The 15,032-nt window shown below is 56.7% G+C and carries 16 protein-coding genes; 10 read left to right on the top strand and 6 right to left on the bottom strand.

The genetic code is table 11. From position 1 onward, the window contains the following. Positions 1–18: 18 nt before the first annotated feature. A complete protein-coding gene (locus RHM68_RS18865) occupies positions 19–879 on the bottom strand; it encodes a MurR/RpiR family transcriptional regulator (protein ID WP_322223856.1) in 861 nt (286 codons plus the stop codon). A 227-nt stretch (positions 880–1,106) separates the two neighbouring features. Here RHM68_RS18865 and zwf point away from each other — a divergent pair, with 227 nt between their 5' ends. From zwf to RHM68_RS18845, 4 genes are all read left to right on the top strand, one after another. Further along, positions 1,107–2,576 carry a glucose-6-phosphate dehydrogenase gene (zwf, locus tag RHM68_RS18860; RefSeq protein WP_322217711.1) on the top strand — a complete coding sequence of 490 codons (1,470 nt, stop codon included), beginning with the start codon at positions 1,107–1,109 and terminating at the stop codon, positions 2,574–2,576. Then, positions 2,563–3,276 (top strand): 6-phosphogluconolactonase, encoded by a 714-nt coding sequence (gene pgl, locus RHM68_RS18855; RefSeq protein ID WP_322217708.1) that lies wholly within the window; start codon positions 2,563–2,565, stop codon positions 3,274–3,276. Before zwf ends, pgl begins: the two co-directional genes overlap by 14 nt. A gap of 17 nt (positions 3,277–3,293) precedes the next feature. After that, a complete protein-coding gene (locus RHM68_RS18850) occupies positions 3,294–3,959 on the top strand; it encodes a bifunctional 4-hydroxy-2-oxoglutarate aldolase/2-dehydro-3-deoxy-phosphogluconate aldolase (RefSeq protein WP_322217706.1) in 666 nt (221 codons plus the stop codon). A 176-nt stretch (positions 3,960–4,135) separates the two neighbouring features. Beyond that, entirely contained in the window at positions 4,136–4,864 is a 729-nt protein-coding gene (locus tag RHM68_RS18845; RefSeq protein ID WP_322217704.1) for an intradiol ring-cleavage dioxygenase, read from the top strand. An 18-nt stretch (positions 4,865–4,882) separates the two neighbouring features. Here the strand turns inward: RHM68_RS18845 and RHM68_RS18840 are convergent, their stop codons facing one another. Both RHM68_RS18840 and RHM68_RS18835 read right to left on the bottom strand, forming a co-directional pair. After that, positions 4,883–6,064 carry an aminotransferase class V-fold PLP-dependent enzyme gene (locus tag RHM68_RS18840; protein WP_322217702.1) on the bottom strand — a complete coding sequence of 394 codons (1,182 nt, stop codon included), beginning with the start codon at positions 6,062–6,064 and terminating at the stop codon, positions 4,883–4,885. Positions 6,065–6,080: 16 nt separating this feature from the next. Then, complete coding sequence (locus RHM68_RS18835) at positions 6,081–6,317, bottom strand: DUF3820 family protein (protein WP_322217699.1); 237 nt, start codon at positions 6,315–6,317, stop codon at positions 6,081–6,083. A 203-nt stretch (positions 6,318–6,520) separates the two neighbouring features. Here RHM68_RS18835 and RHM68_RS18830 point away from each other — a divergent pair, with 203 nt between their 5' ends. Beyond that, positions 6,521–6,988, top strand: coding sequence for a PA2169 family four-helix-bundle protein (locus RHM68_RS18830; RefSeq protein WP_322217696.1), 468 nt, complete (start codon positions 6,521–6,523; stop codon positions 6,986–6,988). Between the two features lie 91 nt (positions 6,989–7,079). Here RHM68_RS18830 and RHM68_RS18825 read toward each other — a convergent pair whose 3' ends face one another. Then, positions 7,080–7,550, bottom strand: a complete 471-nt coding sequence (locus RHM68_RS18825) for a MaoC family dehydratase (RefSeq protein ID WP_322217693.1) — start codon at positions 7,548–7,550, stop codon at positions 7,080–7,082. Between the two features lie 42 nt (positions 7,551–7,592). Continuing rightward, the gene (locus tag RHM68_RS18820; RefSeq protein ID WP_322217691.1) at positions 7,593–8,537 is read right to left on the bottom strand and encodes an alpha/beta hydrolase; all 945 of its coding nucleotides are present in this window, start codon (positions 8,535–8,537) and stop codon (positions 7,593–7,595) included. Positions 8,538–8,751: 214 nt separating this feature from the next. Here RHM68_RS18820 and fadD2 point away from each other — a divergent pair, with 214 nt between their 5' ends. Both fadD2 and fadD1 read left to right on the top strand, forming a co-directional pair. Continuing rightward, positions 8,752–10,440, top strand: coding sequence for a long-chain-fatty-acid--CoA ligase FadD2 (gene fadD2 / locus RHM68_RS18815; RefSeq protein ID WP_322217688.1), 1,689 nt, complete (start codon positions 8,752–8,754; stop codon positions 10,438–10,440). A gap of 366 nt (positions 10,441–10,806) precedes the next feature. Further along, positions 10,807–12,498 (top strand): long-chain-fatty-acid--CoA ligase FadD1, encoded by a 1,692-nt coding sequence (gene fadD1, locus RHM68_RS18810; RefSeq protein ID WP_322217685.1) that lies wholly within the window; start codon positions 10,807–10,809, stop codon positions 12,496–12,498. Between the two features lie 72 nt (positions 12,499–12,570). On the opposite strand, the gene RHM68_RS18805 is transcribed toward fadD1, so the two are convergent. Beyond that, complete coding sequence (locus RHM68_RS18805) at positions 12,571–12,948, bottom strand: hypothetical protein (RefSeq protein WP_322217682.1); 378 nt, start codon at positions 12,946–12,948, stop codon at positions 12,571–12,573. A gap of 200 nt (positions 12,949–13,148) precedes the next feature. Here RHM68_RS18805 and RHM68_RS18800 point away from each other — a divergent pair, with 200 nt between their 5' ends. The 3 genes from RHM68_RS18800 (at position 13,149) to def (ending at position 15,000) form a co-directional block, all read left to right on the top strand. Next, on the top strand, positions 13,149–13,340 hold the full coding sequence (locus RHM68_RS18800; RefSeq protein WP_322217680.1) for a CsbD family protein: 192 nt from the start codon (positions 13,149–13,151) through the stop codon (positions 13,338–13,340). A 173-nt stretch (positions 13,341–13,513) separates the two neighbouring features. Beyond that, the gene (locus RHM68_RS18795; RefSeq protein ID WP_322217677.1) at positions 13,514–14,458 is read left to right on the top strand and encodes a YihY/virulence factor BrkB family protein; all 945 of its coding nucleotides are present in this window, start codon (positions 13,514–13,516) and stop codon (positions 14,456–14,458) included. A gap of 2 nt (positions 14,459–14,460) precedes the next feature. Further along, positions 14,461–15,000 (top strand): peptide deformylase, encoded by a 540-nt coding sequence (gene def / locus RHM68_RS18790; RefSeq protein WP_322217675.1) that lies wholly within the window; start codon positions 14,461–14,463, stop codon positions 14,998–15,000. The last annotated feature ends 32 nt before the right edge of the window (positions 15,001–15,032 follow it).

Below are 15,032 nucleotides of genomic sequence, written 5' to 3'. Positions count from 1 at the left end.
GGGAACGACCGCTACGGGTTAGTTGAACTCGTCGCCCACCGGATAACGGCTGGCATTCAGGCTCTCTTTGATCTTGCGCAAATGTGGCTGGAAATCAACGCCTCGGCGCAAGGTCATGCCGGTGGCCAGCACATCCAGCACGGTCAACTGAATGATCCGTGAGGTCATTGGCATATAGATGTCGGTGTCTTCGGGCAGCGGAATGTTCAGGCTCAGGGTGCTGGCCTTGGCCAGCGGGGAACCTTCAGCCGTCAGGCCCAGTACCGATGCCCCGTTTGCCCTGGCAATGCGCGCCACTTCCACCAGTTCGCGGGTGCGACCGGTGTAGGAAATGATCACAAACAATTCGCCGGTGTGCGCTACCGAGGCAATCATGCGCTGCATCAGTACATCCGCATGAGCGGTGACTGCCAAGTTGAAGCGAAAGAACTTATGTTGTGCATCCAGCGCCACGGGCGCGGAGGCACCGAGGCCGAAGAAGTGGATCTGCCGGGCCTGGATCAATAAGTCGACGGCACGACTGATCAGGCTCGGGTCCAGTGCCTGCAATGCGCTGTCGAGGGACGCGATGGCGCTGCCGAAGATTTTCTGGGTATAGGCTTCAGGGTTGTCATCGGCCTCGACCGCACGGCTGACATACGCGGCGCCGCTGGCCAGGCTCTGGGCCAATTGCAGCTTGAGCTCCGGGTAGCCGCTGACACCGAATGAACGGCAGAAGCGGTTGACCGTTGGCTCGCTGACTTTCGAGGCTTGGGCGAGCGCGGCGATGCTGAACCGGGTGGCCTGCTGCGGGTTAAGCAGGATCACTTCGGCGACTTTGCGTTCTGCCTTGTTCAGGTCTTCAAGGCGATTCTGGATCTGTTCCAGTAGATTTCGCACGCGGTCCATTTCATGTTCCTTAGGTCAGCAGCGCAAATGAGCGTTCGACTATGCAAATTGGGCCTTTGATACGGCCTGTCACGGTGGCCTATCCTACTGATGGCTCCGACTGACCACCACTCGGAATCTGTATTTTGCGAAAATGTTGTGGTTATTACTACATTTTCCCTTGAGTGATGCCTTGAAAAAAGGTATTTGTAGCTTAACTTGATAAAAGAACAAACATCATGCCTTCGATTACGGTTGAACCGTGCACCTTTGCCTTGTTCGGCGCCCTTGGCGACCTGGCCTTGCGCAAGCTGTTTCCTGCCCTTTATCAACTTGACGGTGCCGGCCTGTTGCACGAGAACACGCGAATCATCGCGTTGGCCCGTGAACCCGGCAGCGAGCAACAGCACATGGCGTTTATCGCCACCGAGCTGCGCCGCTACGTCGATGCCAAAGAGCTGGACGAAGCCGTGGTCGAGCGTTTCCTCTCCCGATTGAGTTACTTGCACGTCGATTTCCTCAAGGCTGACGATTATGTCGCCCTGGCCGAACAAGCCGGCACTGCTCAACGATTGATTGCCTACTTCGCCACACCGGCAGCGGTTTACGGCGCGATTTGCGAGAACCTGGCGAAGGTTGGGCTGGCCGAAAACACCCGTGTGGTGTTGGAAAAGCCCATCGGTTCGGATCTGGAATCCTCGCGTACAGTCAACGACGCAGTGGCGCAGTTCTTCCCGGAAAACCGTACCTACCGCATTGATCACTATCTGGGCAAAGAAACGGTCCAGAACTTGATCGCCCTGCGTTTCGCCAACAGCCTGTTCGAAACCCAGTGGAACCAGAACTACATTTCCCACGTGGAAATTACCGTGGCTGAAAAGGTCGGTATCGAGGGCCGCTGGGGTTATTTCGACAAGGCCGGTCAGTTGCGGGACATGATCCAGAATCACCTGTTGCAACTGCTCTGCCTGATCGCCATGGACCCGCCGGCTGACCTGTCCGCGGACAGCATCCGAGACGAGAAAGTCAAAGTCCTCAAAGCCTTGGCGCCGATCAGTCCTGAGGGCCTCACTACCCAAGTGGTACGCGGTCAGTACATCGCTGGGTACAGCGAAGGCAAGTCGGTTCCGGGTTACCTGGAAGAAGAAAATTCCAACACCCAGAGTGACACTGAGACGTTCGTCGCCCTGCGTGCCGATATTCGCAACTGGCGTTGGGCCGGCGTGCCGTTTTACCTGCGTACCGGTAAGCGGATGCCGCAGAAGTTGTCGCAGATCGTTATCCACTTCAAGGAACCGTCCCACTATATTTTCGCTCCCGAGCAGCGTCTGCAAATCAGCAACAAGCTGATCATTCGCCTGCAACCTGACGAAGGCATTTCCTTGCGTGTGATGACCAAAGAACAAGGCCTCGATAAAGGCATGCAGCTGCGCAGCGGTCCGTTGCAGCTGAATTTTTCCGATACCTATCGCAGCGCGCGGATTCCCGATGCCTACGAGCGGTTGTTGCTGGAAGTGATGCGCGGCAATCAGAACCTGTTTGTCCGTAAAGATGAAATCGAAGCCGCGTGGAAGTGGTGTGACCAGTTGATCGCCGGGTGGAAAAAATCCGGTGACGCGCCCAAGCCTTATGCGGCCGGGTCCTGGGGACCGATGAGCTCCATTGCTCTGATCACGCGAGACGGGAGGTCGTGGTATGGCGATATCTGAATTGAAACTGCCTCAGGGCGTCAGCGCCCATGAGTTCAAAAACCCAGTGCTGTTGGCCGATGGCCTCGCACTGGCCGTGGCCGAGCAACTGCGCGAGGCCATCAGCGCGCACGGCACGGCGACCCTGGTGGTTTCCGGTGGACGCAGTCCTGTCGCGTTCTTCCAGAACCTGGCCAAGCAGCCGCTGGACTGGTCCAGGGTTGTGGTGACGTTGGCCGATGAGCGTTGGGTGCCGGTCGAGCACGCTGACAGTAACGCCGGTCTGATCAAGCGTTACTTGCTGCAAGGCCCGGCGGCCAAGGCGACGTTTCTGAGCCTCTACAGTGTCAGCGCCAATCTTGAACAAGCCGCCGAGCAGGCCGATCACATGCTGGCTGAATTGCCACCGATTGACGTGCTGGTGTTGGGCATGGGCGACGATGGCCACACCGCATCACTGTTCCCCAACAGCCTGAATCTGGCCGCTGCCCTGGACGCCGATGGCTCCCGTCGTTGCTGGCCGATGCTGGCGCCGAGCGTGCCGCACCAGCGCCTGAGCATGAGCCGCGCATTGTTGGCATCGGCCAAGCACACAGTGCTGTCGATTTCCGGTCAGTCCAAGCTGATCACCCTGAACGCCGCATTGGCCGGTGACGATGTCGCCGCCATGCCGGTTCGCGCATTTTTGCAATCTAAGTTAGAGATTTACTGGTGCCCATGAGCCAAGGATCAGCCGCTATGACAAACCCATCCCCGACCGTTTCCATGGCGGATAAAGTTGCCCTGATCGATAGCCTCTGTGCCAAGGCGCGGATTCTGCCGGTGATCACCATCGCGCGCGAGCAGGACGTGTTGCCGTTGGCTGACGCCTTGGCTGCCGGTGGCCTGACAGCGTTGGAAGTGACCCTGCGTTCGCAGTTCGGCCTCAAGGCAATCCAGATACTGCGTGAGCAGCGTCCGGAACTGTGTACGGGGGCTGGCACTGTGCTTGATCGCAACATGCTGGCGGCCGCTGAAAGGGCAGGTTCGCAGTTCATCGTCACGCCAGGCATCACCCGTGATCTGCTGGAGGCCAGTGTCGACAGCCCGATTCCGCTGTTACCGGGCATCAGCAATGCCTCCGGGATCATGGAAGGCTATGGCTTGGGTTATCGTCGCTTCAAGTTGTTTCCTGCCGAAGTCAGTGGCGGCGTAGCGGCCATCAAGGCGCTGGGCGGCCCGTTCGGCGAAGTGAAATTTTGCCCGACCGGCGGCGTCAGTCCGGCCAATATCAAAAGCTACATGGCGTTGAAAAATGTCATGTGCGTGGGCGGTAGCTGGATGCTTGATCCCGAGTGGATCAAGAACGGCGACTGGGCCCGCATTCAGGAATGCACCGCCGAGGCATTGGCGCTGCTGGACTGATCGCTTACCCAACACTTCGTTGTGTGTTCTACGGTTTTACGGTGCGCTTGGTCGGTGCACCGTTTTTTTTTGCCTGATGAAAACGGGTCTGACATCACATGATCCGATACATAGTTACCGCCTGTTGAATCTCGTCCAGCGCTAACCTGCGTTCATCTTATGGAAGAGAGAACATCATGGACGACAACTCCCCAGTCGTGATTCCCCACCCCGCGGTTTTCCTGCTTTCGCCTGAGCAGATTACTGGCCCTCATTTAAAGCGTCCGGACCTCATCAGAAGAAATATCAGCGAAGGCGCCGACGGTATTCCCCTGATACTAAGGCTGACGATTGTCGATGCGATGACGAGTGAACCGGTCACCGACGCGTTGGTGGATATCTGGCATTGCAACATGCGCGACACCTGTTCGGGATGGAACGACGTCGAGCCACAAGAAGACGTCGATGTCCTCGGCACCGACTCTATCCCGTGTTCCGATGGCAATACTTACCTGCGCGGTGGGCAATTCACTGACCACAAAGGCAACGTGCGGTTTACCACAATCTATCCGGGTTTCTATGCGGGTCGGGTCCTGCACATCCATTTGGCGGTACGAATGGTCTCCGGCACCCGTTGTCAGGACGAGGAGCAGGTGGCTTGGGTCGGGAAGCTTTATTTTCCCGAGACGGTCTCCAGGTCGGCGCTCAACGCTAGGGAGTATCGGGGCCTGACCTCTTTGTCACAGAGCAACCGGCCAGCGAATAGCGACGACTCAAGGGCGGCTGCCGCCTCGACCTTGACCATTCACACCCTCGGTCGAGACACTCACGAAGACGGTTTTTTCGGGCATTTAAGTATCGGTATCGACACCTTCGCGGTGTCGACGCACATCAAACCCGAAGATTTCGACAAATACACTGTTTAGGGCAGGTTGCCGATGAGGTCAGCGCAGTTCGCTCAGCGCTCGGCTCAATATCTTCATGTCGGCGGCGGTGGTGGTCAGCCCTGGCGTAATGCGAATGCAGGTGCCGCAGGCAGCGCCGCTGCGCGCGACGGTGAACACGTTGTACTCGTTGAGCAATCGCTCGGCCATCTGCTGCTGGTCGGGGTGATGGGTAAAGCGCAGCGAGGTAATACCGCAATACAGTCGCGGGTCGTCCGGCGTCATGACTTCGATTCCCGGCAATTCGCGCACAGCGCTGACCCACAGGTTGCGCAAGTAGTTCAGCCGAGCGCCTTTGGCGGGAGCACCGCCCATGGCCCTATGTTCTTCGAACACCAGTGGGAGAGTCAGCAGGGCAGGGATGTTAGGTGTGCTATAGGGCGTTCTGGCACGAATGTCGTTGATCGGGAAATGCGCTTCCCCCATGTCCGGGTCGATGTCGGACAGACGCTGGGGCGCGATGTATATGAAGCCCAGGGTCAGCGGTGCACCCATCCATTTGTGCAGATTGAAGCCGGCAAAGGCGATGCCCAGCTCATCAAGTTTGAACTCGATTTGGCCGAGGGCATGCGCGCCATCAAGGATCACGTCGATACCGTGCTCTCGGGCAGCGGCGGCAATCGCTTTGACCGGCATCACCAGACCGGTGCGGTGGGTGACGTGGGTGAGGGCCATCAACTTCAGGCGCGGATAGCGTGCGAAGGCTTCGCGGTAAGTGCTGAGCAAACTGTCGAAACTGGCGGGGTGCTGGTGTTCGATCTCAATCACTTCTACGCCGCGATGGCGGGCCAGCCAGCGCATAGCTCCTTTGACCGTGTCGTATTCCAGATCGCAGAACAGCACTTGATCGCCCGGTTGCAGGCGATTGTAGTTACGGATCAGCGCTTGCAGGCCGTCCGTAGCATTGCGCGTGAGGGCTACGCTTTGGGCGTGTACGCCCATCAGTTCCGCCAGTTGTCCGCGGATGTCCAGACTATCGCCCTGTTCGAAGCGCTGGCGCACGTAAACCGAGTTGCTAGCGTTGATCAACTCAATGTTGCGCTGATATTCCTCGATCACAGTGCGCGACATACGCCCGAAGTAACCGTTCTCCAGATTGATGGGGCCAGGTTCAACGGCGTAGCGGTCGGCAAAGGTTTGCCAGAAGGCTTCATCACGGGCACGGCGTGTGTTATCGGGCATTAGTGACTCTTACGGTTCAGTGGCGAGGGGCGGGTTTACCGTGTTTGGTACGCAGCGGCTCAAGCAGATCGGATAGGCCGTTGTGGTCGATTTCCTGCATCAGCGCCAGCAAACCACCCAGTTCCCCCTTGGGGAAGCCTTCACGAGCGAACCAGTTAAGGTACTGGCCGGGTAGGTCGGCAATGATACGGCCCTTGTATTTGCCGAAGGGCATTTCACGGGTAATCAGCAGTTCGAGCTTTTCAGGATTCATCAATCAGCCGTCTTGGTTTAACCAGCGTCGAAAATACAGGCATTCTGCATGCAGGCCAAATGACAGATCATGCAAATAGAGCGGGCATAGATTTGTCGTATTTTTTTAACTTATTGAAAAATAACAAATAATTATTCAATTCAAAGCTGGCATGCAGGCTGCAATGGTTATTGCATCTTTCATCAACCCGCGAGGAATTGAAAATGACCGACATGAATAAAGAAGCCATCTCTGTACTCAACGACCTGATTGAAACGTGCAAAGACGGTCAGGAAGGGTTCAAGACGTGCGCTGAAGACATTAAACACCCAGAACTGAAAACTCTGTTTGTTCAGCGTTCCGCTGACTGTGCCACCGCCGCCGCAGAACTCCAGAGCACTGTTCGTTCGATGGGCGGCGACCCAGAAACCTCTACCAGCGTCAGCGGTGACTTGCACCGTCGCTGGGTCGATGTGAAGGCTGTGTTCACCGGGAAGGACGAAGAAGCGGTGCTCAACGAAGCCGAGCGCGGTGAAGACCATGCGCTTAAGGCTTATAAAGAAGCCATCGAAAAAATCAACAAGCACGGCTTGGTTGGCATTCGTGACCTGGTTGAACGCCAGTATCACGGTGTACAACGCAATCACGATCAAGTGAAGGCCCTGCGTAATCAGGCTCGCGCGCGTTCGTAAGCGTTCGTAGCTTGCCAAAAAAACGCCAGCCAGTCTGGCGTTTTTTTATGCCCGATCGTTCCCCGCGCACAGTGGGACGGGACGGGGCATTTCAGCCGATGCTGATCGCTGGCAATATTGGCAGCGTGACGGTCTGTTGCTTGCGCGGTGCCAGAATCTCGGCCTCGCCATCCACCACCAACTCATCACGCTGGTTGAATACTCGGGTTGCGATGCGGACACGAAACTTCGGCAGCTTCTCGAGAATCTCCAGGCGCACGGTCAAGGTGTCGCCGATTTTCACTGGTTTCTGAAAGCTCATTTGCTGACCGATATAGATAGTCCCCGGCCCAGGCAACTCGCACGCCACCGCTGCGCTGATCAGGGCGCCGCTGAACATGCCGTGGGCAATGCGCTCCTTGAACATCGTGCCTGCGGCGAAGTCGGCGTCCAAGTGTACCGGGTTGTGATCGCCGGACATTGCAGCGAATAACTGAATGTCGCGCTCTTCGACCGTCTTGCTATAACTGGCGGTCTGGCCGACTTCAAGGGCTTCATAGGGCGTGTTGGTAACCTGGGTCATCAGTATCGATTCCTGTAACGAATTAAGTAAATCCATCAAAAACTATTCGGTTCTGGTGGGCCGGCGATGACTCAGCGCCTGGGCAATCCAGATCAGCACATCAGCGGTCACTTCATCGCGATTGCTCTCGTTGAAGAGTTCATGCCGGGCTTGGGGGTAAATGTTCAATTGCAGGCTCTGGCTGCCGGCGGTGCGTAACGCCTGAGCCAGATCTTTGAGACGTTTGCCTTCGCTCACCGGATCACATTCTCCGCCCATCACCAGCAACGGCAGCCCCGGATCAATCTGGGCGAGATTGGACGCTTTGCTGATTTGCTGCAAGCCACCTAGCAAATCGATCCACAGTTGATTGGTGCAACGAAAGCCGCAGAGTGGGTCATTGGCATAGAGGTCAACCTGCGTCGAGTCGCGGCTTAGCCAGTCGAACCGCGTGCGCGCCGGTTTGAATTTCTTGTTGAACGAGCCGAACGACAGCCACTCGATCAATGCGCTGCGCCCCTTGGGACCCTGACGCAGTCGTTCGAACCGGGCTATTTGCCGTGCAGCGCGATAAAGCGCCACGGGTTGAAAATTCGAACCACTGAGAATCGCTCCGTGCAGGCTGGCACTGTGGTGCAGCAGATAAGCCTGGGCGATGTAGCTACCCATGCTGTGCCCCAGCAGTACGATCGGCGTGCCGGGGTGGTGTTGACCCATGTGTTGGTTAAGGCTGGCCAGGTCGCCGACTACCTTGCACCAGCCATCGTCATCGGCGAAATGACCCAGTGTCCCGTTTTCGGCAGTGTTGCCATGTCCGCGCAGATCCGGCGCGTAGACACCGTAACCCTGCTCACACAATTTCGCTGCCAGACGCGCATAGCGACCGCTGTGTTCCGCCATGCCGTGGGCCAGCAGGATCATGGCCTTGAGCGGCGCCTTGGGCAGCCACTGGTTAACGAAGAGGCGGCTGCGGTCACTCGCGGTCAGCCAGAAAGTGTCGTGGATCATGGCGATTCCTTTGCACGGGGTCGTTGCATTGTATAGCGCATCCATCGCTTGCCGTCTGATCAGGCCGTGCCACGGCAGGAAGATTCACACGATCAATGAGGCCTTTTCGCATATTTGCCTGACTCGTTATAGCTGCTAGTGTCCGTGAAGCCCCGCTTTTCAAAAGTGACAGAAAAGTGGCCCCGGATAGGCTCAGGTAAAGAGGACAAAAACAATGCAACCTGATTTCTGGAACGACAAGCGCCCGGCCGGCGTGCCCCTGGATATTGATCTCGGGGTTTACAAGTCGGTGATTGAGGTGTTCGAGCGTTCCTGCAAGAAATTCGCCGATCGCCCGGCGTTCAGTAGCATGGGCGTGACGCTGACCTACGCCGAGCTGGAGCGTTGCAGTGCCGCGTTCGCCGGTTACCTGCAAACTCACACCGATCTGATGCCGGGGGATCGCATCGCGGTGCAGATGCCTAATGTCCTGCAATACCCGATCGCCGTGTTCGGTGCGTTGCGCGCTGGGCTGATTGTAGTCAACACCAACCCCCTATATACCCCACGCGAGATGCGCCATCAGTTCAAGGACTCCGGTGCCCGAGCACTGGTCTACCTGAACCTGTTCGGTGCCAAGGTCCAGGAAGTATTAGGCGACACGGATATTCAGTACCTGATCGAAGCGAAGATGGGCGACATGATGCCCACCGCCAAGGGTTGGCTGATCAACACCGTGGTCAGCAAGGTCAAGAAAATGGTCCCGGACTATTCATTGCCCCAGGCCATTTCTTTCAAAAGCGCGCTGCGCCTGGGCCGGGGCTTGGGGATCAAGCCGCTGACGGTCAGTCTTGATGACATCGCGGTGCTGCAATACACCGGTGGCACCACCGGCTTGGCCAAGGGCGCGATGCTGACCCATGGCAACCTGGTCGCTAACATGCAGCAAGCACGGGCGTGCCTGGGGCAGTTCGGCGATGACGGTCAGCCGTTGCTGCGCGAAGGGCAGGAAGTGATGATCGCGCCCCTGCCGCTGTACCACATCTATGCCTTCACGGCGAACTGCATGTGCATGATGGTCACCGGTAACCACAACGTTCTGATTACCAATCCACGGGATATCAAGGGCTTCATCAAGGAGCTGAAAAACTGGCGCTTCTCGGCGCTGCTGGGGCTTAACACGCTGTTTGTCGCGTTGATGGACCATCCTGACTTCAAGACTCTGGATTTCTCCAGCCTCAAACTCACCAATTCAGGTGGCACCGCGTTGGTCAAGGCCACCGCTGAGCGTTGGGAGGGACTCACCGGTTGCCGCATCACCGAGGGTTACGGCCTGACTGAAACCTCTCCGGTGGCATGCACCAATCCCTATGGCAACAAGTCGCGTATCGGTACGGTCGGGATGCCGGTGCCGGGCACAACCCTGAAGATCATCAACGATGACGGTGTTGAGCAACCCATGGGTGAGCGCGGCGAGTTGTGCATCAAGGGCCCGCAGATCATGAAGGGCTACTGGCATCAACCTGAAGCCACCGCCGAAGTGCTGGACGCCGACGGCTGGTTTAAATCCGGTGACATCGCCGTGATCGACCCGGACGGTTTTGTGCGCATCGTCGATCGCAAGAAAGACATGATCATCGTCTCGGGTTTCAACGTGTACCCGAACGAAATCGAAGACGTGGTCATGGCGCACCCAAAAGTCGCCAACTGTGCGGTCATCGGTGTGCCGGACGAGCGCTCCGGGGAGGCGGTGAAGCTGTTTGTAGTCGCTCGTGAATCGGGCATCAGCCTTGAAGAGTTGAAGGCCTACTGCAAGGAAAACTTCACCGCCTACAAAGTCCCCAAGCACATCGTGTTACGTGAGTCGTTGCCGATGACACCGGTAGGCAAGATTCTGCGGCGGGAGTTGCGTGATATCGCCTAACGAATAAAGGTTGCGTACATCAGGCATTACGAATAAGTGGGCGAGCCCGCTCCTGCAGGGATCAGCGATGACCTTGATGGGCGTGGGCTCGCCTACACTGTTTTCAAGGTTTTTAAGGGGCTATTTCAACGTATTTAAAGGCCTGTAGAACCTTTACTCTAAAAGTGACTATTAAATATTCTTGAGTCAATTAAGTGACTGTAGAGGCTGCTTTTGGCTCTAGTCGGCCCTTGGCAAAGCTGCTACTCTCGGCGCGCTTTGTGACCTCTGGGCCTATCTAAACAGCCAGACTCACCAACAAACACACACCAATAATAATCGCATCAAATGCGGTGATGAATTCGCGTTGCTGAGGAGTGGGCTTCCATGATCGAAGACTTTTGGAAGGATAAGTACCCAGCTGGAATTGCTGCCGATATCAATCCAGACGAGTATCCGAATATTCAGGCAGTGTTGAAGCAGTCCTGCCAACGCTTCGCCGACAAGCCGGCATTCAGCAACCTGGGCAAAACACTCACCTACGGTGAACTGTACGAATTGTCCGGTGCCTTTGCCGCGTATCTGCAGCAGCATACCGACTTGCAGCCCGGTGATCGAATCGCCGTGCAACTGCCCAACGTGTTGCAGTACCCGGTGGCTGTCTTCGGTGCGATTCGCGCCGGCCTGATTGTCGTCAACACCAACCCGCTGTACACCGCGCGGGAAATGGAACATCAATTTAATGATTCCGGTGCCAAAGCGCTGGTTTGCCTGGCCAACATGGCGCATCTGGCCGAGACGGTAGTGCCGAAAACCGGCGTCAAACACGTCATCGTCACCGAAGTGGCCGACCTGCTGCCACCGCTCAAGCGTCTGCTGATCAACAGTGTCATCAAGTACGTGAAGAAGATGGTCCCGGCCTATCACTTGCCCAAGGCCATCAAGTTCAATGACGTGTTGAGCAAGGGGCATGGCCAGCCAGTGGCTGAAGCCAATCCCGACCGTCACGACGTCGCGGTGCTGCAATACACCGGCGGTACGACCGGCGTAGCGAAGGGCGCGATGCTGACTCATCGCAACCTTGTGGCCAACATGCTCCAGTGCAAGGCTCTGATGGGCTCCAACCTCAATGAAGGCTGCGAGATCCTGATCACTCCGCTGCCGCTTTACCACATCTATGCGTTCACCTTTCATTGCATGGCGATGATGTTGATCGGCAACCACAACATCCTGATCAGCAACCCGCGCGACCTGTCGGCGATGGTCAAAGAGCTGTCGAAGTGGAAGTTCAGTGGCTTCGTCGGCCTTAACACGCTGTTCGTGGCCCTGTGCAACAACGACGCATTCCGCAAGCTGGATTTCTGCGCCTTGAAAGTCACCCTGTCCGGTGGCATGGCGCTGCAACTGGCGGCAGCCGAACGTTGGAAAGCGGTGACGGGTTGTGCCATTTGTGAAGGTTACGGCATGACCGAAACCAGCCCGGTGGCTACGGTTAACCCGATTCAGAACATCCAGATCGGCACGATTGGCATTCCTGTGCCATCCACCCTGTGCAAAGTTATCGATGATGCTGGTGTTGAGCAGCCTTTGGGCGAAATCGGCGAATTGTGTGTGAAAGGTCCCCAAGTCATGAAGGGCTACTGGCAGCGCCAGGACGCCACCGATGAGATGCTCGACAGCGAAGGCTGGCTGAAAACAGGTGATATCGCGCTGATTCAGCCTGACGGCTATATGCGCATTGTCGATCGTAAGAAAGACATGATTCTGGTGTCTGGTTTCAATGTCTACCCCAACGAATTGGAAGACGTGCTGACGGCCCTGCCGGGTGTGTTGCAATGTGCGGCCATCGGCGTGCCGGACGAGAAGTCGGGCGAGTCGATCAAGATATTCATCGTGGTCAAGCCTGGTGTGACGCTGACCAAGGAGCAGGTCATGGCGCACATGCGCGCCAACGTCACGGGTTACAAGGTGCCGCGTTCGGTGGAATTTCGTGATGCGCTGCCGACCACCAACGTCGGCAAGATCTTGCGACGTGAGCTGCGTGACGAAGAACTAAAGAAGCTGGGCCTGAAGAAATAAGCCCCTCCTAAAACAAAAAAAGCCCCACAGTGTGGGGCTTTGCCGTTCCCACGCTGCGTGGGAGCGATCAGCTTACAACCGGAACGGTGCGAAATTGACGTTGGTGCCTGCCGGGCGCATGTCTTGCAGGTAGGCATCTTTGTCCGCGCTCAGTTCAAGGCTCAGCGCGGCTTTGCGCTTGCCTTCGTTGCGTACTACCAGGCCTTCGAGTTTTTCGCGCAGGAACACCGTTGGCACTTTAAGGTGCAGCAGTTCGTCGGTGTCCGGTGTGTGCATCAACAGATGAACCCACTCGTACTGACCAACGGCCAGGCGTGCCACGGGAATGTCGAACCACCAGATGTTGCGGTTGCGGTTCAATTCGGTGAAGTGGCAGTTGTTGACGCCAAGCACAGCACCGCCGAGTTCCAGGTTTCTGCGGGCAATGGCCTGCTTTTTATCAAGTTTCATAACATTCCTACGGGATTGGATCTTCAGCGCCATGGCCTGAATACGTTGCGCATTCTCGGGGGTTGGCTGGCAAACATAAAGCCTAACCTGCGCTGATCGATGAAATGTCGGGCAAAAAATAAATGAAACTCTGCCGAAAGGCTGCTGGTCAATCTTTGTGTAACGACTATGACCCTTGAATTGTTCACAGGAGAAAGACCATGAGCAGCACTGGCGATAAAGTTAAAGGTATGGCTAACGAAGCGGTCGGCAACATCAAGCAAGGTGTGGGTAAAGCCACTGACAGCACCAAGCTGCAGGCCGAAGGCAAGATTCAGGAAAAGAAAGGCGAAGCTCAGCAAGCGATTGGCAAGGCCAAGGACGCGGTAAAGAAAACCGTCGATAAAGCCTGAAACCGCCTTTAATCAAAGGTAAGAAACGGCCATCCGCGGATGGCCGTTTTTGTGTCAGGTGTCGCTGTAAACCCGCGAAATTGTTTCAAAGTCGCCAAGCAGGCAACTTTGATGTAAAAACCGGCCCTTGAGTCGCCATGACTTCAACCCTTTTGCGGCGAAAGGAGACGCTAATGATTTTCCCAGACATGAAAGGTCTGCCCCTGCATCGGGTGATATTGCGAACGGTCAAAGAGTTCATCGACGATGAAATGTCGACCTACGCTTCGGCACTGGCCTACCAGATGCTGTTCTCGCTGTTCCCCTTCATTCTGTTTCTGATTGCACTGATCGGCTTTCTGCACTTGCCGGACTTTTTTACCTGGCTGCGCCTGCAATCGGAGCTGGTGCTGCCGCCCCAAGCCCTGGAGCAGGTCAACCCGGTGATCGATCAGCTTCAGCAATCCAAGGGCGGCTTACTCTCGGTCGGTATCGTCATTGCCCTGTACACCGCTTCTGCCGGCGTGCGGTTGATGATGAGTGCGATGAACGCTGCTTACGACGTGGTCGAGGGCCGCCCGGTGTGGAAGCGTTTCCCGCTGTCGATTCTCTACACCGTGGGCATCGCCGGCATGTTGCTCGCCGCCGCCGCGCTGATGGTGCTCGGGCCGCAGGTGATGGGCTGGATCGCCGCGCAAGTCGGTCTGGAGGACTTCATCGTTACCGTCTGGACGCTGCTGCGCTGGCCGGTCATCGTGATTCTGATGATGATGGCAGTGGCGCTGATCTATTACGTCATGCCAGACGTTAGGCAGGAGTTTCGCTTCATTACGCCCGGTTCGGTGCTGGCGGTGGTGGTGTGGATCATTGCGTCCTTGGGGTTTGCTTTTTACGTCAAGACCTTCGCCAATTACAACGCCATGTATGGCAGTATCGGCGCGATTATCGTGCTGTTGCTCTACTTCTATATCTCCTCCGCCGTGCTGCTGCTCGGTGCGGAGATGAACGCGGTGATTGAACACATGTCGACCGAAGGCAAGGACCCTGGCGAAAAGGTCCCCGGCCAGAACGACGAAAAACAACATGTTTCGGGTCTGGGGCGGGATCACTCGCTCAACCCGAACACTGACGAAGCCTGAACATGATTCGTGACATTCTGAAAATGGGCGATGAACGCCTGCTGCGCATTGCTCCACCCGTGCCGGCCGAAATGTTCGACAGCCCGGAATTGTGGGCGCTGATCGACGACATGTTCCAGACCATGGAAAGCGTGGGCGGCGTCGGCCTCGCCGCGCCGCAGATCGGTGTAGACCTGCAACTGGTGATTTTCGGTTTTGAACACAGCGAGCGCTACCCCGAGGCTGACGCGGTGCCGCAGACTATTTTGATCAACCCGCTGATCACGCCATTGAGCCCAACTCTGGAAGAGGGGTTTGAAGGCTGTCTGTCGGTGCCGGGCTTGCGCGGTGCGGTGGATCGCTATCAGCAGATTCGGTATGAAGGCTTCGACCCCAAGGGTGAGCCGATTACGCGCATTGCATCGGGGTTTCATGCGCGCGTGGTGCAGCATGAGTGCGATCACCTGATCGGCCGCTTGTACCCGTCGCGCATTACTGATTTCAGTAAGTTTGGCTTCATTGAAGTGATGTTCCCGGACATGGACCCAGCGGCGGACGACTGACCTTCCATCCGCCTCGCCACCTCTGAAGTACG

Source organism: Pseudomonas sp. DC1.2 (assembly GCF_034351645.1).
Lineage (GTDB): Bacteria > Pseudomonadota > Gammaproteobacteria > Pseudomonadales > Pseudomonadaceae > Aquipseudomonas.
Note: the sequence above shows the minus strand (reverse complement) of the source record. Positions and strands in the feature narration are given on the sequence as shown.

Coding starts and splice junctions, on each gene's coding strand:
- pgl (WP_322217708.1), top strand. CDS start 2,563: ATGGCGATATCTGAATTGAAACTGCCTCAGGGCGTCAGCGCCCATGAG.
- zwf (WP_322217711.1), top strand. CDS start 1,107: ATGCCTTCGATTACGGTTGAACCGTGCACCTTTGCCTTGTTCGGCGCC.
- RHM68_RS18805 (WP_322217682.1), bottom strand. CDS start 12,948: ATGAAACTTGATAAAAAGCAGGCCATTGCCCGCAGAAACCTGGAACTC.
- RHM68_RS18800 (WP_322217680.1), top strand. CDS start 13,149: ATGAGCAGCACTGGCGATAAAGTTAAAGGTATGGCTAACGAAGCGGTC.
- RHM68_RS18830 (WP_322217696.1), top strand. CDS start 6,521: ATGACCGACATGAATAAAGAAGCCATCTCTGTACTCAACGACCTGATT.
- RHM68_RS18850 (WP_322217706.1), top strand. CDS start 3,294: ATGACAAACCCATCCCCGACCGTTTCCATGGCGGATAAAGTTGCCCTG.
- RHM68_RS18845 (WP_322217704.1), top strand. CDS start 4,136: ATGGACGACAACTCCCCAGTCGTGATTCCCCACCCCGCGGTTTTCCTG.
- fadD2 (WP_322217688.1), top strand. CDS start 8,752: ATGCAACCTGATTTCTGGAACGACAAGCGCCCGGCCGGCGTGCCCCTG.
- RHM68_RS18795 (WP_322217677.1), top strand. CDS start 13,514: ATGATTTTCCCAGACATGAAAGGTCTGCCCCTGCATCGGGTGATATTG.
- RHM68_RS18835 (WP_322217699.1), bottom strand. CDS start 6,317: ATGAATCCTGAAAAGCTCGAACTGCTGATTACCCGTGAAATGCCCTTC.
- RHM68_RS18820 (WP_322217691.1), bottom strand. CDS start 8,537: ATGATCCACGACACTTTCTGGCTGACCGCGAGTGACCGCAGCCGCCTC.
- RHM68_RS18840 (WP_322217702.1), bottom strand. CDS start 6,064: ATGCCCGATAACACACGCCGTGCCCGTGATGAAGCCTTCTGGCAAACC.
- RHM68_RS18825 (WP_322217693.1), bottom strand. CDS start 7,550: ATGACCCAGGTTACCAACACGCCCTATGAAGCCCTTGAAGTCGGCCAG.
- def (WP_322217675.1), top strand. CDS start 14,461: ATGATTCGTGACATTCTGAAAATGGGCGATGAACGCCTGCTGCGCATT.
- fadD1 (WP_322217685.1), top strand. CDS start 10,807: ATGATCGAAGACTTTTGGAAGGATAAGTACCCAGCTGGAATTGCTGCC.